This is a genomic window from Rufibacter roseus (assembly GCF_001647285.1).
Classification (GTDB): Bacteria; Bacteroidota; Bacteroidia; order Cytophagales; family Hymenobacteraceae; genus Nibribacter; species Nibribacter roseus.
Map to the genome: position 1 here is coordinate 23,064 of NZ_LRML01000003.1, position 25,945 is coordinate 49,008.

21 protein-coding genes and 1 pseudogene are annotated in these 25,945 nt (G+C 45.3%); 8 read left to right on the plus strand and 14 right to left on the minus strand.

Annotation, left to right across the window (positions count from 1 at the left end):
• Positions 1–20: 20 nt before the first annotated feature.
• From A8O23_RS04145 to A8O23_RS04200, 12 genes are all read right to left on the minus strand, one after another.
• Positions 21–575, minus strand: coding sequence for a hypothetical protein (locus tag A8O23_RS04145; protein WP_066617111.1), 555 nt, complete (start codon positions 573–575; stop codon positions 21–23).
• 37 nt (positions 576–612) lie between these two features.
• Complete coding sequence (locus A8O23_RS04150; protein WP_066617113.1) at positions 613–1,485, minus strand: ChaN family lipoprotein; 873 nt, start codon at positions 1,483–1,485, stop codon at positions 613–615.
• 420 nt (positions 1,486–1,905) lie between these two features.
• On the minus strand, positions 1,906–3,216 hold the full coding sequence (locus A8O23_RS04155; protein WP_066617117.1) for an ABC transporter permease: 1,311 nt from the start codon (positions 3,214–3,216) through the stop codon (positions 1,906–1,908).
• Positions 3,209–4,123, minus strand: coding sequence for an ABC transporter ATP-binding protein (locus A8O23_RS04160; RefSeq protein WP_066617119.1), 915 nt, complete (start codon positions 4,121–4,123; stop codon positions 3,209–3,211). The genes A8O23_RS04155 and A8O23_RS04160 overlap by 8 nt, the downstream gene beginning before the upstream one ends.
• A gap of 81 nt (positions 4,124–4,204) precedes the next feature.
• Complete coding sequence (locus tag A8O23_RS04165; RefSeq protein WP_153042068.1) at positions 4,205–4,396, minus strand: hypothetical protein; 192 nt, start codon at positions 4,394–4,396, stop codon at positions 4,205–4,207.
• Positions 4,397–4,781: 385 nt separating this feature from the next.
• On the minus strand, positions 4,782–5,936 hold the full coding sequence (gene dnaJ / locus A8O23_RS04170) for a molecular chaperone DnaJ (protein WP_066617124.1): 1,155 nt from the start codon (positions 5,934–5,936) through the stop codon (positions 4,782–4,784).
• A 4-nt stretch (positions 5,937–5,940) separates the two neighbouring features.
• Positions 5,941–6,606 (minus strand): nucleotide exchange factor GrpE, encoded by a 666-nt coding sequence (locus A8O23_RS04175; RefSeq protein WP_239693341.1) that lies wholly within the window; start codon positions 6,604–6,606, stop codon positions 5,941–5,943.
• A gap of 291 nt (positions 6,607–6,897) precedes the next feature.
• The gene (gene obgE, locus A8O23_RS04180) at positions 6,898–7,893 is read right to left on the minus strand and encodes a GTPase ObgE (protein ID WP_066617128.1); all 996 of its coding nucleotides are present in this window, start codon (positions 7,891–7,893) and stop codon (positions 6,898–6,900) included.
• A gap of 193 nt (positions 7,894–8,086) precedes the next feature.
• On the minus strand, positions 8,087–8,668 hold the full coding sequence (locus A8O23_RS04185) for an adenylate kinase (protein ID WP_066617131.1): 582 nt from the start codon (positions 8,666–8,668) through the stop codon (positions 8,087–8,089).
• A 140-nt stretch (positions 8,669–8,808) separates the two neighbouring features.
• The gene (hpt, locus tag A8O23_RS04190; RefSeq protein WP_066617133.1) at positions 8,809–9,348 is read right to left on the minus strand and encodes a hypoxanthine phosphoribosyltransferase; all 540 of its coding nucleotides are present in this window, start codon (positions 9,346–9,348) and stop codon (positions 8,809–8,811) included.
• A 165-nt stretch (positions 9,349–9,513) separates the two neighbouring features.
• Positions 9,514–11,745 carry a sodium-translocating pyrophosphatase gene (locus A8O23_RS04195; RefSeq protein ID WP_082882905.1) on the minus strand — a complete coding sequence of 744 codons (2,232 nt, stop codon included), beginning with the start codon at positions 11,743–11,745 and terminating at the stop codon, positions 9,514–9,516.
• Positions 11,746–12,061: 316 nt separating this feature from the next.
• Positions 12,062–12,976 (minus strand): M20/M25/M40 family metallo-hydrolase, encoded by a 915-nt coding sequence (locus tag A8O23_RS04200; protein ID WP_066617136.1) that lies wholly within the window; start codon positions 12,974–12,976, stop codon positions 12,062–12,064.
• A 214-nt stretch (positions 12,977–13,190) separates the two neighbouring features.
• On the opposite strand from A8O23_RS04200, the gene A8O23_RS04205 reads away from it, so the two are divergent.
• Positions 13,191–14,459 carry a tetratricopeptide repeat protein gene (locus tag A8O23_RS04205; protein ID WP_066617139.1) on the plus strand — a complete coding sequence of 423 codons (1,269 nt, stop codon included), beginning with the start codon at positions 13,191–13,193 and terminating at the stop codon, positions 14,457–14,459.
• Between the two features lie 215 nt (positions 14,460–14,674).
• Positions 14,675–15,844, plus strand: coding sequence for an acyltransferase family protein (locus tag A8O23_RS04210; RefSeq protein ID WP_066617142.1), 1,170 nt, complete (start codon positions 14,675–14,677; stop codon positions 15,842–15,844).
• 698 nt (positions 15,845–16,542) lie between these two features.
• On the opposite strand, the gene A8O23_RS04215 is transcribed toward A8O23_RS04210, so the two are convergent.
• Both A8O23_RS04215 and A8O23_RS21195 read right to left on the minus strand, forming a co-directional pair.
• A complete protein-coding gene (locus A8O23_RS04215) occupies positions 16,543–17,991 on the minus strand; it encodes a phytoene desaturase family protein (protein WP_066617145.1) in 1,449 nt (482 codons plus the stop codon).
• 1,248 nt (positions 17,992–19,239) lie between these two features.
• A pseudogene (locus tag A8O23_RS21195) lies at positions 19,240–19,464 on the minus strand (transposase); the annotation flags it as partial.
• Positions 19,465–20,632: 1,168 nt separating this feature from the next.
• Here A8O23_RS21195 and A8O23_RS04220 point away from each other — a divergent pair.
• From A8O23_RS04220 to rffA, 6 genes are read left to right on the plus strand one after another with little or no spacing between them, the layout of a single operon-like run.
• Entirely contained in the window at positions 20,633–20,995 is a 363-nt protein-coding gene (locus tag A8O23_RS04220; RefSeq protein WP_066617150.1) for an EamA family transporter, read from the plus strand.
• A 5-nt stretch (positions 20,996–21,000) separates the two neighbouring features.
• Entirely contained in the window at positions 21,001–22,524 is a 1,524-nt protein-coding gene (locus A8O23_RS04225) for a hypothetical protein (protein WP_066617153.1), read from the plus strand.
• Positions 22,525–22,530: 6 nt separating this feature from the next.
• Positions 22,531–23,226 carry a WbqC family protein gene (locus A8O23_RS04230; RefSeq protein WP_066617159.1) on the plus strand — a complete coding sequence of 232 codons (696 nt, stop codon included), beginning with the start codon at positions 22,531–22,533 and terminating at the stop codon, positions 23,224–23,226.
• 3 nt (positions 23,227–23,229) lie between these two features.
• A complete protein-coding gene (locus A8O23_RS04235) occupies positions 23,230–24,174 on the plus strand; it encodes a glycosyltransferase family 2 protein (RefSeq protein ID WP_066617162.1) in 945 nt (314 codons plus the stop codon).
• A complete protein-coding gene (locus tag A8O23_RS04240) occupies positions 24,167–24,808 on the plus strand; it encodes an acetyltransferase (protein ID WP_066617163.1) in 642 nt (213 codons plus the stop codon). Before A8O23_RS04235 ends, A8O23_RS04240 begins: the two co-directional genes overlap by 8 nt.
• Positions 24,808–25,941 carry a dTDP-4-amino-4,6-dideoxygalactose transaminase gene (rffA, locus tag A8O23_RS04245; protein ID WP_066617166.1) on the plus strand — a complete coding sequence of 378 codons (1,134 nt, stop codon included), beginning with the start codon at positions 24,808–24,810 and terminating at the stop codon, positions 25,939–25,941. Before A8O23_RS04240 ends, rffA begins: the two co-directional genes overlap by 1 nt.
• Positions 25,942–25,945: the final 4 nt, after the last annotated feature.

Genomic DNA, 25,945 nt, shown 5'->3' on the forward strand with positions numbered 1-25,945 from the left:
GAGAATACAAGAGCCATGTATTACTTGTTGAATGGCACCACCAGTACAATGTCTCCCTTTTCACCTTCCTTACCTATTCTTATCAATAAGCCCTGCGCTTTAGGGTCAACAGATAAACTTACTTCATTGGAACTCAAGTTTGATTGAAAGTAAAAATGAGCAGCCTCCTGTTCCAAGAATCCCCATCTTCTTTCATAAATAGTATAGTCACAGCATCTCCCTAAAAAGCCGCTAATATCCTGCCTTAGAAAATATTCTGATGATTGCGCTACTTTAGATGGTGGCAGCAATATAAAACCTATGGCTGATGCTACTAATGAGCCCAATATTCTATCTGCCAGCCAAGCCACAGCAATGGTAACAGGAGTCAAAATGTATAAAGAAGAGTAAGCCACCAACAGCTTAGAAGATTTATAGAAGAAAAAGCAGAAAGCCGCTCCAGTAACCCATATCAAAGCCTTCAAGCCAAACATTACCTCCGGCATTAACGCAAGATTTGAGGCCCGACCTATAAAAGCAAAAACAAATACTGCAGCTAACAGGAGAAAATGGGCTTTAAATACAGTTCTTTTCATTTTCTACTAACAGTATATTCAATGACTTGAAGAGCAATCAATACGTCCTCGTCATGTTCTCCGGCACTGCCAGCACATAGTCAGCACGTTTCACGTGTTCTTTCTCCAATTTATCCAGTTGCGGCTGAAGAACCGTACTGATGGTTTTGATTTTCAGTTCTGGCCGTAGGCGACGCAAATACCAGATGATTCCTTCGTGGTGATCTGAATGGTAGGCGCCGTTTAAATGCAACATGCGCTGCCCCGGCTGCAGATTTTTGCTGATAAAATGCGCCATGGTGGCATCTTTCAAAGCCTGAGCTTCCACTATTTGTCTGCTGGAGGCTGAGGTGCCGTGTGAATCACCGAACATGCTGAGCATGCGTTTGTAAGCGGGCAGCTCCAGATCAACGGCTATGGGCAAAATGGCCAGCCACTGCTTTTCCTCGACTGTAACTTGATCAAGACCTTTCATGCTTTCGCGGGCTACAATGCGGGCTGAACGCCGAGGCGCGTTGGTGGCAATAAGTTTTAGGCCATGCTCCTTTGCAAAAAGCAAGAATTGCTTATAATCTGTGTTGAAGTTGGGCCAGGCACGGCTGCTGCGGGCAAATTCTTCCTCTTCTAGCTGCCCCAGCAGAAAAGAATCAACGGCGGCTTGGGTATCTGTTTCCCACATTTCGGCACCCAGCACCAATTGTTTCCCGTGGAGCAGATACAATTCTTTGGCTAACTCCAGCTGCAGCCAATGGGCAATAGGGTCATTGTGCTGCTCCCCAAAGAAAACCACATCGGCGGTAACCAGCTCTTTTAGCATCTTCTCATATCCCACGGCTTTGCCCGAGCCGGTGAACAGGCGGTAGGCTGGTTTGTCCATGGTAAAGGAACTTAAAGAAATAAGCAGGGCCAGGGCCGAAAATATCTTCTTCATATTTTAGAGCTGTTTTCAGAAAACCAGGCCGAAAACATAGTTATTGACCAGAAATCTTTCTCTTCCTTAAGTTCATCACTAGCGTAACTTGTGGTTTTCTTTCTGATCAGATCATTTACTGACCATGTTATATTAGCACGTCTTTGCTGTTTGGGGATTTGCAATCCCCGTTGCTGACATATGCAGTAACCGAAGCACGGTGATAACAAATCCTGAATCCTTTCATCCAGTTTGCAAAGCCATTTAAAGGTTCAAATTTTCTGGATGTCAGTTTATAAACTGACTCCATTCGCTTCCACAAGTTACGCTAGCGCTAAACTTGCGGGAGATGCGGTAAACGCTATTTTCGGCCTATTTTTTCGGAAACAGGCCTAGAAAAGTACATTTTAAACAATGGGCAATTAACAATCAGCAATCAATTTAGCCTTTATAAAACAGCCATTTAGAGAGCTCACGGTAGTTCACTTTTTTGCCGTACATGAGAATTCCCACCCGGTAAATGCGGGCGGCAAGCCATGTTGTGGCTACAAAGCCAGCTACCAGCAAGGCCATAGACAGCACCAGCTCCCAAGTTGGCACTCCAAAAGGCAGGCGCAGCATCATGACGATGGGCGAAGTGAAAGGCACCATGGACATCCAGAACGCCACGGGGCCGTTGGGGTCTTTCATGATGATGGTCTGAGCCACAATAAAAGACAGTATGAGCGGCACCGTGATGGGCAACATGAATTGCTGGCTGTCTGTCTCAGAATCAACAGCAGCGCCCACGGCCCCAAACAAGGCTCCGTACAGCAGGTAACCACCTAAAAAGTAGAATAGGAAGCCACCTACTAACAGCGGCACGTTCAAGTTCTCCAGCCCGCTCATCACCGAGTTGATTTCCTGGGCCTGCAGGGCCTCCCGCTCGTTTTCCATACCCTGCATGGTTTGGCTTATCTGGGCATCAGAAAAACGCTTCAAATCAAAGGAGGAGGCCACACCCGCGTATATGGCGGAGCTCAAAACAATCCAGAGCAGGAACTGCGTGAGACCTACGGCGGCAATGCCCATTATTTTGCCGGCCATGAGCTGGAATGGTTTTACCGAAGACACCATCACCTCTAGAATTCGGCTGGTTTTTTCCTCAATCACGCCGCGCATAATTTGTGCGCCGTAAATGAAGATGAACAGGTAAATCAGGAAAGCGCCCATAAAGCCAGCAATGGACGTAACGCCTACGTTGCTGCTTTTTTCGCCTTCGTCGCTGAGGCTCACTGTTTGAATGTTCACCTTGGTTTTGATCTGGTCCAGCACCTTTTGGTCAATACCCGATCGCTCAAATTTGATGGCCTCCAGCTCCTGCTTCAACTGCTTCTCAATTGAGGTGATGACTGAGATGCTGGCGCTTTTCTGGGAATACAGTTGAATTCCCGAGGGCTTATCTAAATTTATGGTAGGGATGTGCAGCAAGGCAGCATCTTCTGACTGGAGATATTGCTGTTTGGCTCTTTCCAGCGGACCCTGTACGGAAACAAACTTGAGTTCTTGCGTTGAATTGAATTTACCGGCTAATAAACCGCTTTCATCCAGCACCTGAATAATTTTGGTGTCATCAGACATCATCATGAGCCCAACGGGCACTATCATGATCAGCGCCATGAGCAACGGCCCCAGAATGGTCATGACGATAAAGCTCTTTTTACGCACGCGCACCAGGTATTCGCGCTGAAACACTAACCAAATCTTATCCATGTTGGGGCTGCGTTACTAGTTGAACAAAAATATCATGAATGCTGGGCACCTTCTCCTCGAACCGGTGAATCTCCACACGGTCTAGTAAGTAGCGCAGTAACTCATTAGACCCTACATTAGGCTCAAGCTGCACCTCGGCTGAAAAGTCGTTTCCGGCCTGTTTTTGCGAAATCACCTTAAAATCAGGCGAGGTAATGAGCAGTTTGCCCTGTCCCTCCACGCAGTAAGTGTTGGTGCGGTAAACGGTTTTCACCTCCTTCACACTACCCTCCAGTACTTTCTTTGAACGGTTGATCAGCACAATGTAATCGCACATCTGCTCAACCGACTCCATTCGGTGCGTGGAGAAAATGATGGTGCAGCCTCCCTCGCGCAGGCGAAGAATTTCATCTCTTATGATGTTGGCATTCACTGGGTCGAAGCCGGAGAAAGGCTCGTCCAGAATCAGCAGCCTGGGCTCGTGCAGCACTGTGGCAATGAACTGCACTTTTTGCTGCATGCCTTTGGAAAGGTCCTCTACGTTTTTATTCAACCATGTAGTTAGCTCCAACCGCTCCGCCCATGCCTTAATTTTTTGCTGGGCATCGGCTTTTTCCAGCCCTCTCAAACGCGCCAAATACACCAACTGCTCCCCCACTTTCATTTTCTTGTAAAGCCCCCGCTCCTCTGGCAGGTACCCGATTTGCTGCACATGCCTGGGCTGCAACGGCTGCCCCTCAAACAGCACCTTCCCTTCATCAGGACCTGTAATTTGGGTGATAATTCTTATGAGCGATGTTTTACCCGCCCCGTTTGGCCCCAGCAGCCCAAAAATACTGCCCGGCGGCACATTGAATGAAACTTGGTTCAGGGCCTGATGCGCCTCGTAGCGTTTGCTCACGCCTTGTATTTGCAGAATGGGTACCAAGAGTTGAATGGTTAGATGTTAGGTTAAAGCTAAGGGAAAGACTTCGACTAAGCAAACCACCCTGCATTTTGGGGCTGGTTTTCAAAAAGCAGGCCTGAAACGCAGAATTGCTTTTTGTTGATTGCTAATTGTTGTGCTTGGAGTTAGCGCCAGCGCTTTACGCACTTCTGGACCGCCGATCTCCTGATTGGCGTAAGCTGCCTGTACCAAGATGATCAGGTTTAATTTTTTGTTTGTAGCATGTATGGTAGCAACAGCTACTGGCGTAGACACTCGCAGGTCTTCAAGACACTGCGAGATCATTTGAGCAAGTGAGGTCTGTTTTGTATTGGGAAAATGTACGGACAGGTCGCGACCTGTCCTGAACGTTGGCCGAGGCATTTGCACCTACCACAGAACATCTTCGTTAGATCCCTCGGCGTTGCTCGGGATGACCGAAAAAGAGTAAAAGAATCAGCAATGCGTGGACCGACAGGTGTAAACATCCCCCTTCGCCCCGTTCAAAGGGGGAGTATCAGGTGGCGCTCCTTTAAAAATGCGTTTTAGGCTTGTTTCCAGTAAACAAGCCTAAAACAGCAACGCCCGCTATTCAAAATGAATAGCGGGCGTTGCTCAAATTATTCTCAACTCGAGACTCGCGACTCAAGACTCAGAACTCCTACTGAAAGTACTCCTTCATTTTCTCGAAGAAGCCTTTTTCATTCTTGCCCGGGTTTGGCGCGAAGTTCTGAGACTCACGTAATCTTTCCAAAATCTGGCGTTCCTCGGCGTTCACGTTCTTCGGAGTCCAGACGTTGATATGGATGAGTTGATCTCCGCGGCCGTAGCCGTTGATGTCTGGAATACCTTTGCCACGAAGGCGCAGGATCTTGCCAGACTGAGTACCTGGGTCTATTTTGATTTTCACCTTCCCGTCGATGGTAGGTACTTCCACAGAAGCACCCAAAGTGGCATCCACAAAACTCACGTACTGCTCAAACATGACGTTATTGCCGTCGCGGCGCAAGGTTGGGTGCGGTTCTTCCTCAATCTGGATGAGCAAGTCACCCGGAATACCACCGCGCTCCGGCACGTTTCCTTTGCCGCTCATAGAAAGCTGCATGCCATCGGCTACACCGGCTGGTACGTTGATAGAAATTACCTCCTCGCGCAGCTGACGACCTTCACCATGGCAGGCGTCACACTTCTGGCTGACAGTTTTGCCTTCACCGTGACAAGTAGGGCATGTACTGCTGGAAACCATCTGGCCCAGCATGGTGTTCACCACCCGTTTCACCTGACCTTGACCCTGGCACGTAGGACAAGTATTTAAAGCAGTTCCGTTTTTAGAGCCGTTGCCGTCGCACACGGGGCAGGCCTCGTAACGTTTTACTTTGATTTTCTTTTCTACGCCTTTGGCTACCTCTTCTAAAGTAAGCTTCAGCTTAATGCGTAGGTTGCTGCCTTTGCGCACGCGTCTGCCGCCACGCTGGCCGCCGCCCCCGAAAAAGCTCTCGAAGCCGCCGCCTCCGCCACCAAAGATGTCACCGAACTGGGAGAAGATATCCTCCATGTTCATGCCACCTCCGCCACCGAAGCCACCGCCATTCACGCCCTGGTGCCCGAACTGGTCGTAGCGCTGACGCTTTTGGTCATCGCTGAGCACCTCATAGGCTTCCGCGGCCTCTTTGAATTTGTCTTCGGCAGTTGGGTCGTCGGGGTTTTTATCGGGGTGGTATTTGATCGCGATTTTGCGGTACGCTTTCTTTATCTCATCCGCCGATGCCCCTTTTGACACCCCCAGCACTTCATAATAATCTCGTTTCGTAGCCATTGTATTATGCTCCAATTACCACCTTGGCAAAGCGAACCACTTTGTCATTGAGGTAATATCCTTTCTCTACTTGGTCAATCACTTTTCCTTTCATCTCCTCACTTGGCGCTGGTATTTGGGTGATGGCCTCGTGAATATCAGCATCAAAGGGTTGTCCTACAGCTTCCATTGGTTTCAAGCCTTTTTGTCCAAGCAGGCCTTGGAATTTACTGAATACCAGCTCCACGCCCGCCTTCACCGCCTCTACATCCTGGGCATCTTTCATGGCAGTTTGCGCCCGCTCCAGATCATCCAGCACTGGAATCAGCGCCACCATCAGCTCTTGGTTTGCGGTTTTAAAAAGTTCTAAGCGCTCTTTTGATGTGCGGCGTCTGAAATTATCAAACTCAGCCTGCAAGCGCAGGTACTTATCGCGCAATTCATCCAGCTCAGCAGCTGTTTTATCTCCTTCCGCAGCTTCGGTTTCAGAGGTTTGCTCTGCTGATTCTTCGGCAGTAGCTTCTGTATTCTCTGTTGCCTCAGCGTTGTTTTCAGGCTGTATATTTTCCTCTTCCTGAGGGTTCTGTTCTTTTGATGTCGTCATATCTCCTTGCAGATTTATTTCTTCTAGTATGGCGTACCCTTGGTGGGCAACTATTTTGCCAAACGTGTTTTTATGCCAAACTGGCATTTTATCTTAAAATGTCTGCCTTTTGCGTGTGACAGGTATGGCAGGAGCTTACTGCCTCTTCTGCCGTCCTTGTCATCCCCCTACCCCCTTCAAAGGGGACTACAAAAAACCGAAAGCCTTTCCGACGTTTCGCTCATTCGGATTTACAAATCCGAATGTACTCTGTCGGGGATTTCCTAATCCCCGAAATTCAGCAGGTGTGAAAAGGGGAATGGTAAATCCCACACAGCGGCAGAGTGTTTTTGGCTATTTTTTTATTAAACAGCTCCATAAACGCGTATGCATCTTCCTTTAAGCCGTATGCAGCGCCTTCCAGATCATGTCTTTCAGCTGGGTGATATTCTTATTGGTCATGCTGGAGATGAAGATGGTAGGCAAATCTTTAGGCAGTGTGGCGCGCATTTCAGCCTCTAGTTCGTCATCTATCAAATCGGTTTTAGTGATGGCCAACAGACGTTGCTTGTGCAACAGTTCTGGGTTGTAGGTTCTTAGCTCGTTGACCAGCACTTCATATTCTGCGGCTATGTCTGGGCTTTCCACTGAGATCATGAACAGCAGAATAGAGTTGCGCTCAATGTGCTTCAGGAACCTGATCCCTAACCCTTTCCCTTCAGAAGCTCCTTCTATGATACCTGGAATATCAGCCATCACAAAGGATTTGTAGTCGCGGTAGGCTACCACGCCCAGGTTTGGCACCAAAGTAGTGAACGGGTAATTGGCAATTTTAGGGGTAGCTGCGGACACAACGGATAGCAGGGTAGACTTTCCGGCATTCGGGAAACCCACCAGACCCACGTCGGCCAACAGTTTCAATTCCAGAATGGTCCACTCCTCCAGGCCGGGCTCACCAGGCTGAGCGTGGCGTGGCGTTTGGTTTGTAGGCGATTTAAAATGAGCATTGCCTAAGCCTCCTCGACCGCCAGGGGTGATAATTTCCATCTGGCCGTCTTCCGTGATTTCGGCCTTTATTTCACCCGTCTCGGCATCACGGGCTATGGTTCCAATGGGCACTTCCAGAACAATGTCTTTGCCAAAAGAGCCACTGGAGTGGCTCGGGCCACCGTTTCCGCCGTTCTCGGCAATCACGTGCTTCTGGTATTGCAGGTGCAGCAGCGTCCAGAGCTGTGAATTGCCTTTCAGGATAATGTGGCCACCTCGGCCGCCGTCACCACCGTCTGGACCGCCTTTGGCTGTTTTCTTGTCGCGGTGCAAGTGCGCTGAACCGGCGCCTCCATGCCCTGATCGGCAGCAAATTTTAACGTAATCTATGAAGTTGGATGATGACACGGCTTATGCAATGATTAATGATGGAATGATTAATGACCAATTGAGTTTGGCGCACTAACAGATTTACGTTTTAAACCTGCTTTTGGTAAAATAGGTCAAAAACATCTTTGATTGTGAGAACCTTACATCAACTAAAAACCATCTGACAATTTCTCATCAGATGGTTTTAGAGATTTAAAATATGGTTAGGTGCTTACGCTAGTTGGCAAGCGCCAATAATTTCGCAGCTCTTCGCGAAGATGTCTTCAATCTCCCCAATTCCGTCTATTGCGTAAAATTTGCCTTGTTGGGCATAATAGTCAGCAACCGGTCTTGTTTTAGTATTGTACTCCACCACCCGCTTCTGAATAAGAGCCTCGTCGGCATCGTCCGGGCGGCCCGAGGTCTTGCCGCGCAACAATAGGCGTTTCACCAGTTCTTGCTCGTCTACCTGCAAAGCAATCATGCAGGTTATGCCTTGGTCGTATTTCTCCAGTAATTGGTCTAGTGCCTCGGCCTGTGGAACAGTACGCGGGAAACCATCAAAAATGAACCCAGCTGCGTCGCGGTTATCGGCAATTTTTGATTCAATCATACCAATCACTACTTCGTCTGGCACCAGCAAACCTTCGTCCATCAGCTTCTTGGCCTTCAGCCCCAGCTCTGTTCCCTGAGAAATCTCTGAACGCAGCAAATCACCGGTTGAAAGGTGAATCAGTCCGTATTTTTCAATTAGCTTCTGGCTCTGCGTGCCTTTTCCTGCCCCTGGAGGGCCGAAGAGTACTAAATTCAGCATGAGTATCAAAATTGTGAGATTACAAAAGTAAGAAGAAAATCTGGAAAAAGGTAGCAGTTTTATAAGCCATTAGCGGCTGAAGTTGACGTTTTAAGCCTGATTTTTAGAAAACAAGCCAAAAACATACTCCTTACCCTAGGCTATATTACCTTGTAAATATCTCGCAGATTACGGCCCAAGCCGTTGTAGTCTAGCCCATAGCCTACCACAAAGTCATTGGCAATAGACATAGCCGGATATTTAATGGCCAGGTTGTGCTGCAGGCTTTCAGGCTTAATAAGCAGTGTGGCCACCTCTACCGAGGCGGGTCCCTTCTGGCGCAACTGCGGAAGCAGACCGGCAATAGTGTGCCCGGTGTCCACAATATCTTCAATTATTATTATGTGCCTGCCTCTTATATCTTCGTTAAGGCCCATAATCTCCTTCACCTTTCCGGTGCTATGCATGTCTGAATAAGAGGCCAACCGGATAAACGAAATCTCGCAGGGCGTGCTCATCTCCTTCATCAGGTCAGACGCGAACATAAACGCCCCATTCAGCACCGACAGGAACAGCGGGCGTTTACCGCGGTAATCATGGCTGAGGCGGGTGGCCACAATCTCCACGCTGTGAAGGATTTTACGCTCTGGAATGTACAGGCTGAACTGCTTATCGTGAATGGTGACCGAAGGATGATGCATTATGATTTCAGATTGGGTGCATCAAATTTGGGGAATAAAGGCCTAAATAAAAAAACAAAAGCCCTTCTCATTTAGAAAAGGACTTTTGAAAAGTAGAAAAAGCTTTGCTGTTTGGAGTCTGAAGGAAGACTACAAACAGCTTTTTACTCCAGAAACTGAGTCGCTTTAAATTTTAGCGGCTGGGTACTGTATCGTTGTTCCAGCGTCTACCGGATTCTGCAACTTTCGTCCCTCCAAATCAATTCTGTTCTCTGGCGCCGGAGGCGGTGTCTCGCGCACGGCAATGTGCGGGGCAATTACCAGTGACACAATAGACATCAGCTTGATCAAGATATTCATAGACGGGCCAGAGGTGTCTTTGAACGGGTCGCCTACTGTATCTCCGGTCACCGATGCTTTGTGGGGTTCAGAGCCTTTGTACTCCATCACCCCGTTAATCATCACGCCCTTTTCAAAAGATTTTTTGGCGTTGTCCCAGGCACCTCCGGCGTTTGATTGAAAGATAGCCATGAGCACCCCGGCTACGGTTACCCCGGCTAATACACCGCCTAAAATCTCAGCGCTAGATACATCCTCAAACACCCCGCGCAAACCGAAACCCACTATAATAGGCACGATCAGGGCAATGGCACCCGGCAACATCATTTCCCGGATGGCCGCTTTGGTAGAAATGGCTACGCATTTGTCATATTCTGGCTTACCGGTTCCTTCCATAATGCCGGGGATCTCGCGGAACTGACGGCGCACCTCATGCACCATAGCCATAGCCGCCCGGCCTACCGCACTAATGGCCAAAGCTGAAAAAACAAAAGGAATCATACCGCCTATAAACAGACCGGCTAGAACAGGAGCCTTGTACAAGTCAATGGTGCTGATGCCGGAGATGCCCACAAAAGCGGCAAACAAGGCAAGAGAAGTTAACGCCGCTGAGGCTATGGCGAAACCTTTGCCCGTAGCGGCGGTGGTATTTCCTACGGCATCCAGAATGTCAGTGCGCTCACGTACTTCTTTAGGCAGTTCGCTCATTTCAGCAATACCACCCGCGTTATCGGCGATAGGCCCGAAGGCGTCAATGGCGAGTTGCATGGCAGTGGTGGCCATCATACCGGCGGCGGCAATAGCCACTCCATAAAGACCAGCTACTGAGTACGAGAACACAATACCTGCAGCAAGCACAATAATCGGCAGAGCCGTACTCATCATGCCCACGCTTAAGCCTGAGATAATGTTCGTAGCCGCGCCGGTAGATGATTGCTGCACAATGGAATTCACCGGACCTTTGCCCATGGCTGTGTAATACTCGGTGATGATGGAAATAAGCGTACCTACTGCCAAACCAATCAGAACCGCCCAGAAAACTCCCATGGAGGTAAATTCATAGCCCCTCAGGCTCAAGGTCTCGGGCATGAGCCAATTGATCAGAAAATACGAGGCGATGGCGGTCAAGGCCACCGAAGACCAGTTCCCCATGTTCAGGGCCGCCTGCACGTTACCACCTTCCTTTACCCGTACAAAAGCGCAGCCAATCATAGAGAAGATAATGCCCATGCCGGCAATAATCATGGGCAACAGAATAGGAGAAAGGCCACCAAAATCATCGGTTACCGTTATCTCCCGGCCCAGCACCATAGTAGCCAGAATGGTGGCCACGTAAGACCCGAACAAGTCGGCGCCCATACCGGCCACGTCACCCACGTTGTCTCCCACGTTATCGGCGATGGTGGCAGGGTTTCGGGGATCATCTTCAGGAATTCCAGCTTCTACTTTCCCTACCAAGTCAGCACCCACATCGGCCGCTTTGGTATAGATACCACCGCCCACGCGCGCGAAGAGAGCAATACTTTCCGCACCTAACGAGAAGCCGGTAAGTACTTCCAGCGCAATTTCCATCTCTTCACTAGAGGCGGAGGCTCCGTGCCTTTGCACAAACCAGTAATAGAAGGCGATAAATAAAGAACCTAAACCCAGAACGGCCAGACCAGCCACGCCCATTCCCATCACGGCGCCGCCGGTGAACGACACGTTCAATGCTCTGGATAAACTTGTTTTGGCAGCCTGCGCGGTTCTAACGTTGGCTTTTGTGGCAATGCGCATGCCAATGAATCCAGCCAGAGCCGAGAAGATACAACCAATTAAAAATGCGGCCACAATGATGGGCGATGATTTCTCACCCACGTAGCCCAAATAGAAAAGAAAAAGGGAGGCTATAATGGCAAAATAGGTAAGCACCTTGTATTCGGCCTTCAGGAAAGCCATTGCCCCCTCGGCAATGTACCTGGCAATGGTGCTCATTTTTTCATCACCGGCATCTTGCTTGGTTACCCAAGCTGATTTTATGGCAGTGTACAAGAGGGCTACCAAACCGAAAGCAGGAATGGCGTAAAGAATAGTCTGCATAGAGAAATGGTTTGTTTGTTAGTTGAATGTAGAAAGCGTACTGGTAAGCTACTCTTGCCCTGCCAATGGCCTAACTCTAAACTTCTCCTACCACTTCCTCACCCCAAAGACCAATCTCCCAAGGTGTGTTTTAGACCTGATTTCCGAAAAACAGGGTTAAAACAGAAGCATAGCTGACTAAACTAAAACGTACTTCTAAATTAAATCATTAGCAGTTACAAAAGCTGAATCAATAGTGACCATACTTGGGTCTGTTGTGCAATCTAGCGTTTCTCCTCTAAAAAACAAATATACCTTATACTCTATGCTGCTGTTTTTACAGTTTATGCATCAGTAGTTTATATATGTCTACCATGGCTTCAATGTCTTTTTTGTGCACCAACTCATTAGGTGAATGCACATGATCTTCCGGTGCGCCAATAAAGCACCAATCCCAGGGGATATCTGAATGCTGCAGCTCCTTGCCGTCTGAACCGCCCGCGTTTTCCACTTCTATCTGGTGAGGAATGTTAGCTTCCTGGGCTAATCTGATAATTTTCCGCACAAAACTGCGCCGGGGAATGAGCGAATCTCTGAGTGAAATAGCCACGCCTTCACCAGCACGCACTCCTTCGGTTACCCATGTAATGTCAGAAACCAAGGCTTGGGTGATTCCATATTGCTCATGTATGTATTTTGCCAAATATCTTACAGAGCCGCCGCCAACTTCCTCCCAGCCGCCAAAGGCAACAACCCCATTTTCCAGCGTTTGGGCCACCTGCAGGGCACTCCAGACGCCAAGGCGGTTGTCTAAGTAGCAGCTCTGGATCGTTTCTTCGGTTTCTCTAAAATCACATTGAAACACCAATTCGGTGCCGCGGTCAATCTCCCGGTGAAAGTCATAGGTTAAGCTGCCATCTTCCTCGTCTTCGCGAAGCGTGCACTCGATTTTGCCTTGGCTGTCTTCGCCTACCAACGTATAGCCAGTTTCGGTTTGAGGTCCTCCTATCTTTACCAACTGTTTTCCGTACCGCACCATAAACCCAATTGAGTCCATATGCGCGAAGATGACTGTGCGGGGCTTCCCGAACACCAACAGAAGACAATCCTGAAAGCCCTCTCCGTATATGATTTGGGGTTGTACTTTCCATGAATGCTGGTGATCTTGCACGTATCTCAGCAGAAATTCTTTCATCTGTACCTCGTTACCCGAAGGGGCATGTAACTGGCAGAGCCGACGCAATAATTCCATAGTTGTTCGTTTCTTCAAAGTAAAGGAAATTCTTTTGCACTAGCTGTGCGTTTTAGGCCTACTTTTGCTAAAACAGGTCAAAAACAGCCGCTTAATTTCCTGCTTTTGAACCCTGCCGCGGGCTAAACATGTTGTGGGGGCAAATATTGGTTTAGGTGCGAAATTTCTCGCCTGCCTTGTGACCAGCGTTTCGGAGCTGTTTTTAGAAATTTGAATGAAAAAGATTCTTCTCTCTCTTCTTCTGATATTGGGTGTGTGCAAAGCCTACGCACAAGTGCCTGACTCAACACAGCAGATTGACCAGAAACTTCTGGATTCGCTCAAGGCTAGCATCATCCTTGATTCTGTCGATGTGCTACCCCAGGCGCTGGACATTAAAGGTTGGCTCTTGCTCAACGAGAGCATCATGAATGAGTTGGGTGGGGCAGTTGACAACATGTACAACTTCAATTTTGAGACGGCCGAAAAGCAGTTTAAGTCGTTGCGCCGCCGGTACCCAAATCACCCTATGCCCTACTTCCTGCTGGGTCTGAGCAACTGGTGGAAAATGGTACCCTCCAATATTAATGATACCCGGTTTGACGCTCCCTTTCTGGCTTATATGGACACCACTATCACCCTGGCTGAGGAGCTTTACGACAACGACAAGAAAAATTTAGAGGCCGCCTTTTTCCTGTCGGCGGCCAATGGCTTTGGAGCTCGTCTGCACTCTGAGCGGAAAAACTGGCGCAAAGCCGCCGTTATGGCTAACCGATCTCTGGATTTCCTGCAGAAGAGCCGTAAAGCTAACGGATTAAGTGATGAGTTTCTGTTCGGCGAGGCTCTTTTCAACTACTACGCCGTCTGGATTCACGAGAATTATCCACTCCTGAGACCTGTCCTCTACTTTTTCCCGAAGGGGAATAAGCAATTAGGCCTGCGCCAGTTGCAACAGGTGGCTTTCAATGGGTTTTACACCGGCACAGAAGCTAAGTTCTTCCTGATGAAGATTTATGCCAATGATGCCAAAAACTCAAGCGCCGCCATGTCACTGTCGCAGTATTTGGCAAATACCTATCCAGACAACCCGTACTTTCAGCGCTTCTACGCCCGAATGGCCTTTACACAAGGCAACTTTACACTAGCAGAGAATGTATCAAATGCAATTCTGGAGAAGATTTCGCAGAAGCAGTTCGGATATGAAGCCATCAGTGGCCGCTACGCCAGCTTTTACCTAGGCTACATCAACCAGCACAAGTACCGCGACTTGCAGAAAGCAAAAGCTTATTACCAGCAATGTATTACCTTTGCCGAGCAAGTGGGGGAAAAGGAATCTGGCTATTATATTTCCTCGTTTCAGAATTTGGCTAGAATTGCTGATCAGGAGAAGAAGATTCCGTTGGCGAAACAGTATTATGAGATGGTGATGAAGTTGACGGATAGTAAATCGGCGGCAAATAAGGAAGCGAAGGTATTTCTGCGTAAGAATAAGAAAGTAAAATAGCAAATCTTCATATAGTAAAATGATTATATTTACCTTTATCCCCAATATATTTGATAATCATTTTCGTTATAGCCTTTCACTCAATGAAGAAGTTACATAATAGATTTACATTAAACATTCCTTCCCAAAGTTAGCTTTTAAAAAAAATTGGTGCTATTCCTATTGGCTTTATTTTATGAATTTGTCAAAGAAAGGCACATTATTATACGATATAAATGAATTCTAGAGTAAATTTTAAAGGGCTAAGCGAATTAAGAGCTTTAGCTGCACTAGCTGTTTTATTCCATCACATAGAACTTTACAAGCATAGAGATAATATATATAGTTTATATGATACAAAATTTGAATCTTTTATTTCCCATCTAGGGAAGAATGGGGTTTATTTGTTTTTCGTGTTAAGCGGCTTTTTAATCACCTTCCTTTTACTGACTGAAAAGGAGAGGACTGGCAGTATAGATATTTGGAAGTTTTACGTGAGAAGGGCATTGAGAATTTGGCCAGTTTATTACCTAGTTGTCTTTCTTTCTTTCTTTCTTTTACCCTTCCTCGCGCATAATATTCCTGCCCTGCATGGAGAGGAATATTATTATAACAGAATTTTACTACTAGATAACCATTTTTATAGCACATTAATTCTGTTCCTCTTATTTCTACCCAACTTGGCTTTATTATTAAGGCCAGGAGTAACTGGAGTAGCTCAGGCTTGGTCAGTTGGAGTAGAAGAACAATTTTATTTGTTTTGGCCGCACCTTGTCAAAAGAGTAAGCAACAAACATTTACCTTATTATCTGCTGGGAATTATAATTTTACTTACTTTCTTCAAAGCATCTTCAATCGGCGAAGAGCAAAAATACATTTTGTTTATGAAGAAATTTTTGAGGCTCTTCCTCATTGAATTTATGGCAATCGGCGCTTTGGGTGCCTATGCTCTTTATTACTATGGAAATAAATTACGTCCTTTTTTTACAAATGGATGGATATTATTTGTCACCTTCGCGGCGGTTTGTCTTTGTTTAATTAAACATATTGATAACCTTGCCTTGTCCTGCCTCTTTGCTCTTTTAATATTATTTATAGTTCAAGATAAGAGTGGCTTTAAACTGGAGAACAAATTTTTGGCTAAAACTGGTATATGGTCATATGGTATCTATATGTATCATCCGATTGTAATGTTTTTCTCATTTGCCTTTGTTAATAATTTAGGAGTAATCAAGGGTTCTATAATTTATAACTTTCTTATTTATTCCCTCGTTTTATCAATTACAATAGTCTTAAGTTATCTTTCTTATGCTTACTTTGAAAGATTTTTCATAAAGCTAAAGGATAAAAAATATTCTGTAGTAGAAAGTGGCCCTAAGTACGCAGATAAGCAAGGGCAAAACTAAATTTCTAATTTTAATTATGTGAATAAATTTTCATAGAGATTGTCTTTTCAATTTTTCTTTTAAAACATGTGAAAGTTTTGGTTACAATAAATACGCACACTAGAACACTATGAAAATGACAAAAAGCTAACTTAATATTACAAAGTTTAATTTTCATCCATGCCAAGAATAGCATAGCTAGGCAATCATCTGCTTTGTAGCCATATCTTTCATGGCTGTGTTTGTAAATAAGAAACTTAGTTAAACCTGATCTAACGATATTGTCAGTAGACAGGCATGGTGCGCTACGGCAATCATAAACTAAACAATTATTGGCATTGGGAGTGGTTAAAGAGGATGAAAAGGACAGGCACATTAAGTCAAATAGAGGAATTTCAAATAGCCTTTTTAGATTTAGTCTACAGCTAATTTCTGCAGGATATATTTAAAATATTATCTATAGCAGACGATGTGTGACACATTTTGGAAATACCGCAACAGGGAGTGTTAAAAAACATTAAGAAAATTGAGGCTCAGCCTGCAGCAGAACAGTTACATCAAATTAGTTAACATATATTCATGCACACCACCTTCAAAAAAGCACATAAATAAAACAGTTTCGTAAAATAGATGTAGATGAATTATCCTCACCAAAGTGAACCTGCTAAAATGTTTAGCACCCTCCTCCAAATTCCGCTTATAACATCCAACTTCTACCATTAATTTAAGCTTTTCGCTTTCAACCCAAAGACATCTTTGAGGGCTTGGGCGGCGGCGTGGTAACCGCACATGCCGTGCACCCCTCCGCCCGGGGGGGTAGAGGAAGAGCACACGTAAATGCCCTTGGCCGAGGTACGGTACGGCGAGGGGCGCAGGGCGGGTCGGGTGAAGAGTTGCCGGATGTCGATCACGCCGCCGTTGATGTCGCCGCCGATGTAGTTGGGGTTGTACGCCTCCATCTGTTGGGTATTCATGGTGTGCCGCGCCAAAATTCTTTCTCTAAAGCCCGGCGCGAAACGCTCCACCTGCCGCTCAATGGCCCCGGCCATGTCTTTGGTGGAGCCGCCGGGCACGTGGCAGTAGGCCCAGGCGGTATGCTTGCCCTCCGGCGCCCGCGAGCCGTCAAAGACACTTTGCTGGGCCAGCAGCACAAACGGTCTGTCGGGGTGCTGGCCTTTCCAGGTCATCTGCTCGGCGGCGGCGATTTCCTCCAAGGTATTCCCAAGGTGCACGGTGCCAGCCTGCCGGCATTCCGGCGCGGTGAAGGGAACAGGACCGTCCAATGCCCAGTCTACCTTGAACACGCCCATGCCGTAGCGGTACTTCTCCAGCTGCCACCGGTACAGCGGGGAGAACTTGTGCCCGGCTATTTCCAGCAGCTGCCGGGGTGTCACGTCCAGCAGCACCGCATGCGAAGAAGGCAACTGCGCCAATGAGCTTACGTGAAAGTTCGTTTCTATTTTACCGCCCAAAGAGATAAAGTAGGAGGCCAGGGCATTGGCAATGCTTTGGGAGCCGCCTTTGGGCAAAGGCCAGCCGTGCAGGTGCGCCTGAGCCATGAGCACCAGGCCAATGGCTGAGGTAGTCATTTTGGAGAGCGGCTGGAGCGAGTGCGCCGCCATGCCCGCCCACAGCCCCCGCGCCTCCGGGGTAGTGAAAAGCCTGTCGGCCAGAAACGTGGCAGCGGTCATGGCCTTCAATCCAAACTTAGCCATTTTAAAAGGGTCATTCGGAAACTGAAGCGGGCCCAGCACGTCAGTGGCAATGTCAGGCCAATCGCCGACGAGGGGCTCCATCAGGCTCAGATAGGCTTTTTCGTCGGTACCCAGCCGTTGAGCTGTTTCAGGGAGAGAGTGGGCAAGGGCGGCGGCAGTGCCTTTGTCAAGCGGGTGCGCAGCGGCTACAGCGGGATATATGTATTCCAACCCATGCTCGTGCAGGGGCAGCGTCTGGAAGTAAGGTGATTTGGCGGCCAGCGGATGAATGGCCGAGCAGACATCGTGCCGGAAGCCGGGGAGCGTGAGTTCCTGCGTGCGCATGCCGCCGCCAATGTTTTCCTTAGACTCCACCAGCAGAACCGAGAGACCCGCCTCCTGCATGGCAATGGCCGCCGCCAGACCGTTAGGGCCAGAGCCCACCACCACCGCATCTACCTCACGTTTTTCCATAATTTGACCCACCTCGATATTGAAATTAAAGGCTCAAAGATACCACACACAAACAAGTATTACCTTTCCCCCTTCATAAAAAAATTAAACACATAATTAAGAGCATGTTAAAGTTATGAACTTTTCCCCTGTCGGTTGTAACAAGTTATACAACTACCAGTACGTTCACCCACTACTTAATAGCCCTTCCCTGTCTTTCTGAAAAAGCCAAACAAGCAAATAACCCCTCATTAGTCTATCTAAATCACTTTGACAATGCATCGCACCTCCCGTTTACAGAAACCAAGACCTATACTGAGCTCTCCTTTATCATATACCCAATCACTAATACTTGCTGCCCTTTTGAAATAGTAACAGACAACCCCAGCCTTAGGATAATAAAAGTCGGCAGTTTTAAGGTTAAAAGTTTTTTTCTTTTAGCAAACAGCTTTAACCAGTTGTAATGTTTAAAAAGTTCAATTCCAAAGAAAATATCAAAAAGCAGCTGTAAGTTCTCCCTCGGATTTTAAGCCATTTAAAGTTGATTTTTTATTTACGATTCCTTCCAATAAATCAGAAGGAGCTCCAAAAGTAAAAGACCTTAAGAGGCAGGAGGCAGTTACAGGCCTCATTAGCTTTTTCTCGAACTTCCGATAAGATTCTGAACAAATAGGGATTGAACAGCTCCCTTCTGAACTGCCGCTACAGCGTTTCAAAAAGGGGTAATGCATCGGTTTACCAAGTAGATTGAAGGACATGCGATTCTTATTTTCCCTGCACCAGCACTCGAGCTTATTTAAGATGAACTCAAGGCCGTTCGACACGTATCATTTCCAGCAGGCTGCCCTCTGCACCTTAATCGGGCGCAGGTAAGGAAGCGACAAATCAGCCTCCGTAGTGAGGATAACCCTGTTGTAGTCGTCGACGTTATTCAAAGGCTGAATTTTCTGCCGTCCCGGAGGCTATCAGACATGAAGTCGATTGACCACACCTGATAAATCCCCTCTGACTGGAGCAGCACCTGTTTCACTCGGACGGGAAACCTGAACCTTTGCCTGATGTTGAGGCTAGGGTGTCTAAACATTAGGGTTTGAGGGATATTCTGATGAAGGCAAGGAAGACAAACTGCAGGTAGCTGAGCGAGAGCTTATCATATCGACAGGCAAACTTTCGCATTTCCTTTAGCTTGTTCACCAGCCTTTCCACCACATTGCATTTCTTGTAAAGCTGCCCGTCGAGCCGCAGCTTTCTGCCTTTTCTTCTGGGCCTTCACCCTCTGGTAGCACCTTCTCCGGTATCTGTGCCCGTACCCTTCTTTCCCTGAGCGCCTTCCTGATCGTAGCCTTTGTCTACGATGAGCACCTTCGCCTTTTCCCTTTCCCTTTCCAGCAGGGTGAGCAACTGCGGAGCGTCACCTGCCTGCCCGGCTGTCAAACTCACCTGCAAAGGAAAGCCTTTACCGCAGCAGAGCAGGTGAACTTTGGAAGAGAAACCGCCTCTGGAGCGGCATAACGCCTGTTGGCTCGCTTTTTTTTAGATCCTGCTGCTGCCACCTCCGGAACCGGTTGTACACTGACTGCCAGGGAACATACTTTCTCCGGCAGGTCTCTCCGAGCACAGGATACAGAGCGTTTCATTGAGCAGCTCCCGGTCAGGCGGCTCGGCCGCCCCTTGCCATCTGCACGCGGAAACGCACCGGTAGCTTCTCCCCTATCAGCTCCCACTGCAACTGGCTTGATTCATATCTGCCGTAACTCATCTAGTCCTCCCTCCTCAGAGGATTCTACGGCTAAACTAAGCCTGATGGTTTTTCAGGCACAGCCTAGGCTGGTTGTAGAGAATGTACACCCACTAATGGTTCCATCCATGGCCCATATTGCGTAGCTTGTAGAAGCACTGCCAAAAACCGATGGAAATATGTTTCTCCACCAGTAACTATAGGTGTTTAGTGAACGGGCTCCCATCATTTGGCCTGGGCCGGTATCAATACGTGCCTTTAGTCAGGTCCACTACTTAAGGGGCTGGCTGCTTATCCCATGCTCCTTTTCCATAATCCCAACCAAAGCCTTTTTCCGTCAGGGCCAAAAGCTTTTTCCCCACAGTGTCCTAAAGGACACTGTGTATCAGATAGAGCCTAGCAGACATCTTTTCAGACAGGCACTCTCCTTCTTCAGCTCCCTTATCCGCTTTAGCACTTTCACTTCTAGATTTTTAAGCGCTGGCACCAATTGTAGAAAGCGGCCGTGGTAACACCTAACTCCAGACAGAGTTCCTAGGCATTGCGCCCGTTCTCGTGCTCCATAATGGCCTTGATAATTTGCGTATCGGTGAACTTTTTCTTTTTCATTACTATTGAAGTTAATAGTTTTACACCTTTTATATGGCCGACTTCAGGAAAGCCTACACAGCCCAATCATTTAAATTCATAGGACTGTAAATAACATTCATTAAATTTGCAGCTTCATCTATACTATAAAAAGTATAAATAACTTATTCTGAGTCTATCAGACAACCTCAAGTTATACTATTGTAAAGCAGATAAAAGATAATGTGCAAATTTTAACCAAGCTCAATATGGAAAATATCCATAGCACAAATACTTCTTCTAAAGATTGTTATCATTCCATTTAATTCATTTGAGCTTCTTAAAAGAAAGTACCCTATGGGATATCTATATATATTCTCTACCATATTCTTCACCGTGTACGGTCAACTTATCTTAAAATGGAGAATCAATAAAATTGGGAGTCTACCAGAGGATTTACCTGATAAACTATTGTTCATGGTAAAGCTTTTACTTGACCCGTTCATTATTTCTGGGTTTGCTTCAGCATTCCTTGCCTCCTTGTTCTGGATGGCAGCCATGACTAAGTTTGAGCTTTCTTTTGCCTATCCGTTCATGAGTTTGAGCTTCATTATTGTGCTTATTCTAAGTGTTCTCCTTTTTGGCGAAGTGCTTACCACAGGTAAACTCATAGGTCTGGGGTTAATTATTACAGGAATAATTGTTACCGTTAAACTATAAAACACATGGCGCTTTTTTACAATAAGCTGAAAAAAGTTTATAAAACAGAAGTCCCATCAGAGGGATTAGCCGTTTTTAGAATCGCCTACGCATCTGTACTATTTTTTGAGATAGTACAGATGTTCTATTTTAGAAAGTTAATTTTTGACCCAATTCCGTACATTGAGTATGCAGAAATTAATTTAACATTTGTACTTATTTGTTGGTTAATTGCTCTATTATCCTTGGCACTTGGCCTATTCACCAGGTATTGTACTATAATTAATCTTGTATTGTCCTTAGGTACCTTCTCTGTATTCAGAACTTATGAATATCATTTAGATTGGTCATTGATAGGAGTAAATTTTCTCCTTCCTTTTCTTCCGCTGTCTAAATCTCTGTCCCTTGACAACGTGCTTAACAACAAATTAGGCACAGGGAGCAAGAGTTTTAACATGAATACAAGCTTATTATACTATTTACTTCCACCATTGGTAGGGATTGGATTAATATACTTTGATTCTATCTTTTGGAAATTTGCCTCTCCTATGTGGTTAAAAGGTTTAGGCTTTTGGCTACCGACTAGCCTCCCTCAAAATACATACATGGACTTATCGTTTGTGCTAAACATCAAGCCCATTAGTTTATTTTTAGGTTATTTAACTCTTATTTTTGAGCTGGTATTTATTTTTTTAATTTGGAGCAAAAGAGCACGACCAATTCTTCTCATAATAGGGGTTGGCCTTCATTTAGGAATTTTAATAGCATATCCGATCCCACTCTTTGCACTAGGAATTACAAGTATCTACACTCTACTTGTCCCTCCTTCTTTCTGGAGAAACTTGTTCAATTTAAAAGCAAATCAAGAAAATTTACAGAATCACGATAAAGAAGAACCTTCTCCAAAATGCTTCAGCACTTCAACAGTAACAGCCATAAACAATATCAAATTTAAATTTATTTATGGGTTCATTATTTACTGCATTGTCGCACAATCACTATGCATTTTAAATACACCATTAATAGGCAAAACTTTTGGCCTTATTGGTCTACATGATGTTAATAATAAAATAATTTCAATTACCCAACCTTTGCTAACCTTAAACAAACAAATACTAGGAATTGCAAATCATGGTGTTTTCCTTGATCAGCATTTTATTGGGTACAACCATTTAATTGCCGTCACTTATGTTGATGATGAAAATAAAAAGGAAGTATGGTTACCAATAATCACTCCTAAAGGTCAAGTAAGCTACTACAACACAGGGAAGCAATGGGCAAAGTGGACCTGGAGAACAAATAAGACTAAAATTGAGCAGGAACTTTTAGCTAAAGGGATCGAAAAGTTTACTGCTTTCTGGGCTCATAAAAATAATGTTGAGTTAGACTCTGCAACCTTTAAGGTTAAAGTCAAGAAAATTATTATTCCCACAGAATGGGAAAAGGACTTTTTAAAAGATCAGATGGATAACCCATGGACAACTGTTGGAGAAGCAACATGGGTGAACAATAAATTTTCTGCAAATATTCCAATTATTGAAAACCTTTAATCTGAAATGGCTAAGAAGATTGCAATATTACAGTCAAATTATATCCCTTGGAAGGGATACTTTGACATTATCAACACTGTTGATGAATTCATTTTCTATGATGAAATGCAGTACACGAAGAATGATTGGCGCAACAGAAACAAGATAAAAAGCCAAAATGGTGTGCAATGGATTACAATACCGGTAATTCAAAATAACCTGGAGCAAAAAATCAATGAAACAGTTGTCTTTGATAAGAAGTGGAATATAAAGCATTGGCGCACCCTACAACAGAGTTACTCCAAAGCACCTTATTTTAAGCAGTACAAAGAGACGTTTGAAGAATTGTATACCAATATAGGAACGGAGTATCTGAGTCAAATAAACTATAAGCTTATTCAAACCATTTGCTCCATATTGGGTATAACTACCAGCCTTACCTGGTCAGAAAACTATAAAATCGGCGAAGGCAAAACAGAACGTTTGGTTAGGCTGGTTCAAGCTGCCGGAGGCACTGAGTATGTCTCTGGACCTGCCGCGCGTGATTATTTAGATGTGAGTCTTTTTGAGAAAGAAGGGATAACTGTTTCATGGATGGACTACAGTAACTATCCTGAATACCACCAATTGTTTCCTCCCTTTGAACATGGAGTATCTGTATTAGACCTGATATTTAACGAAGGCCCTAACTCACCTAACTTAATGAAAACCTTTAACAGGTAGTATATGCTAACCTATTCTGTAGTAATTCCGGTGTATAGGGGGGAATTCACCATTGCTCCCTTGGCTGAAAAACTGGTTTCATTTTTTGAGGCAAGCCACCTTAGCTTCGAAATCATCTTTGTTTATGACCAAGGCCCAGATAACTCTTGGCACGTTCTGCAACAACTTACCACTACATATTCTGCCTATATAAAAGCTATCAAACTAAGCAGAAACTTTGGGCAGCACAATGCCACTATCTGTGGGTTTGAACGTGCAGAAGGTGAGTTTATCATCACCATGGATGAAGATTTACAGCACCAACCCAATGATATTGCTCTTTTGATTGAGGAGCAGAAAAAAGATGATTATGATGTGGTATATGGAAAGTATAATGAACTGAAACACTCTTCCTTCAGGAACTTGACCTCTGTGGCTCTGAAGAAGATGTTAGAGGTAAGTATACCAGATTTGCACCCAGATTATACCGCTTTTAGACTAATAAAGAGAAACGTAGCCCTTGCTACTATAAGAATGAACAATTCTTACACGTTTCTTGACGGGTATATTTCTTGGGTTACCACCCATACCAGCAGTGTAACAGTGCAGCATGAAGAGCGTATAGCGGGCAAGAGTTCTTATACCTTGCAGAAGCTAATTAACCATGCCATTAATATCTTTGTTACATTTTCTGTACTGCCTATCAGGTTGGTTACTTTTTCTTCTTTTATTGTTTTCACTGTCTCTGTTCTATACTCTATTTACTTACTTGTTAGACAATTAGTCTATAATGACCTCATATCTGGCTATGCTTCCATGATGATAAGTATTGGGTTGGGAACCGGCTTAATACTGTGGAGTCTTGGAATAGTAGGTGAATACCTGCACCGCGTTAACTTAAAGACCACTCAGAAACCCAATTTTGTGGTAATAGATGAGTTGTCTATAAAAAAAACCATCAATGATTAAAGTAGCACTTATTGGTTCAGGTACACTGGCACAACACATAGCTCACTATTTGAAACAGTCTGCCACGTTTAAACCAGTAGGTTTCTTTGATGATTACCAGGAAACTGGTTCCTGCACCGCCTATGGACCAATTTTAGGTCCTATTTCAATGGTTGCAGAAAACTTTGCGTTGGGTACTTTTGACCAACTCTTAATAGGTATTGGATATAATCATTTACAGTTCAGAGATGAGCTTTTTGATAGATTTTCACATAAAGTACCTTTTGCCACCTTTATTCATGAAACGTGCTATGTAGACAGAACTGCCTCAGTTGGACCTGGCACAGTTCTTTTGCCCGGCTGCATACTTGATATGCATACTACCGTAGCTGGTAACTGCTTTTTTAATGTTGCCTGCAAAGTAGCACATGATTCAAAAATTGGAGCAAGCTGTTTTTTTGGCCCTGGAGTAAATATTGCAGGCTTTGTGCAGGTAGGCTCTAGAGCATTTCTGGGTATTGGCACCACGCTTATCAATAATATTACTATCACCTCCGGTATTGTAACCGGCGGTAATTCAACTATAACAAAAAGCTTAGACACACCGGGGCTGTATGTAGGCACTCCGGCATCACTAGTCAAAATTTTCCAATAATGATACCATTCAACAAACCTTACATGACAGGTAAGGAAACTGATTATATAAAAGAAGCAGTTGCCTCAGGTAAAATATCAGGTGATGGCATCTTTACTAAAAAGTGCCACCGTTTCTTTGAGGAAAGGTACGGCTTCAGGAAGGTTCTCTTAACTACCTCCTGCACAGATGCGCTTGAAATGGCTGCCATCTTAATTGACATTCAACCAGGGGATGAGGTGATTATGCCTTCCTACACTTTTGTCTCTACCTCCAATGCTTTTGTTTTACGAGGTGCTAAAATAATTTTTGCAGATAGCGAGGCAGAAAACCCAAATATTGATGCCTCTACTATTGAAAGTCTTATTACGCCAAGAACCAAAGCCATAGTACCCGTGCATTATGCCGGTGTAGCCTGTGATATGGATCAAATTATGGCTATAGCTAATAAACACCAGCTTTTTGTGGTGGAAGATGCCGCTCAGGCCATTGATAGTTTCTATACGGGAGCAGACGGCGTTAAAAGACCGTTAGGAAGTATTGGTCATTTGGCTGCTTTCAGCTTTCATGAAACCAAAAATATAATTGCTGGTGAAGGTGGTATGCTGGCTATAAATGATGAAAGGTTTATTTACCGGGCAGAGATAATTAGAGAAAAAGGTACTAATAGATCTTCTTTCTTCAGAGGAGAAGTAGATAAATACGGTTGGGTTGATATTGGCTCCTCCTTTCTTCCCTCAGATATTATTGCTGCTTTTCTATGGGCACAGCTTGAAAACATTGATGATATTCAACAAAGAAGAAGACAAATTTGGTTACAATATGCTGATTCTCTCTTGGAACTTGAAAAATTAAACATTCTTCAGTTGCCAACAATTCCATCTTATGCCACCAACAATGCGCACATGTTCTACATTGTTTGCCAGAGCATTCAGCAGCGCACTGAGCTCATAGAAAAGCTAAAACGGGAGAAAATACACCCTGTTTTCCATTACTTGTCTTTACATAAAAGCCCTTTTTACATAGGGAAGCATGATGGCAGGGAACTCCCAAATTCAGATAGGTTTGCTGAGTGCTTACTGAGGCTTCCTTTCTATTATGAATTAGGAGACAGAACCAAAGATGTTTCCTCCCTTATTATAAATGCCCTTTAATTGT

What these genes read in the sequence shown, in the direction of transcription:
- A8O23_RS04210 (WP_066617142.1), top strand. Translation starts at nt 14,675, where the DNA reads ATGAATTCTAGAGTAAATTTTAAAGGGCTAAGCGAATTAAGAGCTTTA.
- A8O23_RS04230 (WP_066617159.1), top strand. Translation starts at nt 22,531, where the DNA reads ATGGCTAAGAAGATTGCAATATTACAGTCAAATTATATCCCTTGGAAG.
- A8O23_RS04225 (WP_066617153.1), top strand. Translation starts at nt 21,001, where the DNA reads ATGGCGCTTTTTTACAATAAGCTGAAAAAAGTTTATAAAACAGAAGTC.
- A8O23_RS04145 (WP_066617111.1), bottom strand. Translation starts at nt 575, where the DNA reads ATGAAAAGAACTGTATTTAAAGCCCATTTTCTCCTGTTAGCTGCAGTA.
- A8O23_RS04150 (WP_066617113.1), bottom strand. Translation starts at nt 1,485, where the DNA reads ATGAAGAAGATATTTTCGGCCCTGGCCCTGCTTATTTCTTTAAGTTCC.
- dnaJ (WP_066617124.1), bottom strand. Translation starts at nt 5,936, where the DNA reads ATGGCTACGAAACGAGATTATTATGAAGTGCTGGGGGTGTCAAAAGGG.
- A8O23_RS04220 (WP_066617150.1), top strand. Translation starts at nt 20,633, where the DNA reads ATGGGATATCTATATATATTCTCTACCATATTCTTCACCGTGTACGGT.
- A8O23_RS04235 (WP_066617162.1), top strand. Translation starts at nt 23,230, where the DNA reads ATGCTAACCTATTCTGTAGTAATTCCGGTGTATAGGGGGGAATTCACC.
- A8O23_RS04155 (WP_066617117.1), bottom strand. Translation starts at nt 3,216, where the DNA reads ATGGATAAGATTTGGTTAGTGTTTCAGCGCGAATACCTGGTGCGCGTG.
- rffA (WP_066617166.1), top strand. Translation starts at nt 24,808, where the DNA reads ATGATACCATTCAACAAACCTTACATGACAGGTAAGGAAACTGATTAT.
- A8O23_RS04240 (WP_066617163.1), top strand. Translation starts at nt 24,167, where the DNA reads ATGATTAAAGTAGCACTTATTGGTTCAGGTACACTGGCACAACACATA.
- A8O23_RS04185 (WP_066617131.1), bottom strand. Translation starts at nt 8,668, where the DNA reads ATGCTGAATTTAGTACTCTTCGGCCCTCCAGGGGCAGGAAAAGGCACG.
- A8O23_RS04205 (WP_066617139.1), top strand. Translation starts at nt 13,191, where the DNA reads ATGAAAAAGATTCTTCTCTCTCTTCTTCTGATATTGGGTGTGTGCAAA.
- A8O23_RS04175 (WP_239693341.1), bottom strand. Translation starts at nt 6,606, where the DNA reads ATGCCAGTTTGGCATAAAAACACGTTTGGCAAAATAGTTGCCCACCAA.
- A8O23_RS04215 (WP_066617145.1), bottom strand. Translation starts at nt 17,991, where the DNA reads ATGGAAAAACGTGAGGTAGATGCGGTGGTGGTGGGCTCTGGCCCTAAC.
- hpt (WP_066617133.1), bottom strand. Translation starts at nt 9,348, where the DNA reads ATGCATCATCCTTCGGTCACCATTCACGATAAGCAGTTCAGCCTGTAC.
- A8O23_RS04195 (WP_082882905.1), bottom strand. Translation starts at nt 11,745, where the DNA reads ATGCAGACTATTCTTTACGCCATTCCTGCTTTCGGTTTGGTAGCCCTC.
- A8O23_RS04200 (WP_066617136.1), bottom strand. Translation starts at nt 12,976, where the DNA reads ATGGAATTATTGCGTCGGCTCTGCCAGTTACATGCCCCTTCGGGTAAC.